Here is a 1,470-nt window from a genome sequence, read left to right on the forward strand (position 1 = left end):
AACGAATATCGCTGCTGAAGTCCCTCAGATAAGGCTCAACGTCTTTCGTAAATCTAAATTCGACTTCTTTGAGTTCTTCCCGGCTTGCATCATTCCATCTCCTTGTGTTCCTGCTGAAGATATTAATGTCGGTGTCTTCGACTTCACCAGTATTCATGTTTTTCTCAACCAGAGAGACCCTAAGGCCTAAAAGCTCGAGACAAGCGCTAGTATAGTTACGGTAGGCTGTCTGCTTGCCTACGCCGATATCTAGATCGTGCATGTCTTTTTTGGTCAACCGAAATGTGGGCAATTCACTGGCTGTGGGGTCAACTCTTGCGATCAACCCCAGGAATAATTTCTGTGCTGTGACACTGATCCCATATCTCGCTTCAATCAGCGCATTACCCTTCAAAACTAGCTTATGATCCTGCTCAACATCTTCCCTGATAATAGACATGCTGGACTCTACCTGTTCCTGATTATTCTCATCCTGACTCTTCATAAAGCAACAAAAACACAAAAATGATTCAATACAGACAATTGCAACATATTACCTCGACAGATGCAATTAAACCTTAACAAGCACCAGTCTCAAAATGGTGTAATGGGTTTTACTCGTAGATTTATCAGGCTCTTACAGCACACCGATCATATCTGTATCAATCCGGTGCAATAGCTTCAACCGCAGAAAAACTGTGGAAACAGACTGAAACAGTCTCAATGTGATGCATTAGGACGGGTATTTTCTCAAATTGGTGCAATAGAATTTTGCAGCGAGTCTCAAAGTGGTGTAATTCGACCACTCATCAACCCGCATGGTAGAGGGGTAAAAAAACACCTGTCTCAAAGTGGTGCAATAGCGGTCACTATATGATTCAATATAAATCTCAAAGTGGTGCAATAAATCTCAAAGTGGTGCAATAGAGTCTCATTGTGGTGTAACAACCCCTTCTCAGCCCAGACAGGGCAAGGGGTTCAGAAATCCCAAAACAAGAAGAAAAACAAGATTTAAAAACAAGATATAAAAACAGACAAACAGGCTAAGGTTCGTCGGTCTGATTTAATGGCCTTTTTTAGCCCTTCTTACTCCAGTGCCAGCCAGAGACTTCGGTGCTTTTTCACCCTTACTGTTACCTTCCTGTTGCTTTGCAGGGGGTTTGGTTTTGGGTTTTTCCTGCTCTTCTTTCTGAGCCTTCTTTTTATACTTTTTCTTCTGCTTACGGATCAGATCATTCATACAGGTTTCCGCTTCTCGACGGGTTCTCAGAAGCTCTGGCCTCACCTGGGCAATGATCTGATCAACCCGTTCAAAGTCCGGACTCTTGTCATCGGCTTTTCTTCCTGGTGTACCAAACCGCTGATTCAACAGCAGCATCGAAACTCCACGGCCAGTACAGCCTTTGATGACGGCATTGGCTAAAGTGGGTGTCCAGTCAATGTTCACGTCATAATGCTCTGTGAGCGCGTTACAGGCCACCTGTGCTTTAT

2 protein-coding genes are annotated in these 1,470 nt (G+C 43.8%); both read right to left on the reverse strand.

What is annotated here, in order from left to right; all coding sequences use genetic code 11:
* The coding region (locus tag KDK19_RS22020; RefSeq protein WP_257292947.1) for a replication initiation protein at positions 1-484 on the reverse strand (484 nt) is incomplete at its 3' end.
* A 558-nt stretch (positions 485-1,042) separates the two neighbouring features.
* Positions 1,043-1,470, reverse strand: a 428-nt coding sequence (locus tag KDK19_RS22025; protein WP_257292948.1) for a hypothetical protein, incomplete at its 5' end; no start/stop codon positions are given.

It is taken from the genome of Endozoicomonas sp. ONNA1, from assembly GCF_024606325.1.
GTDB lineage: Bacteria > Pseudomonadota > Gammaproteobacteria > Pseudomonadales > Endozoicomonadaceae > Endozoicomonas_A.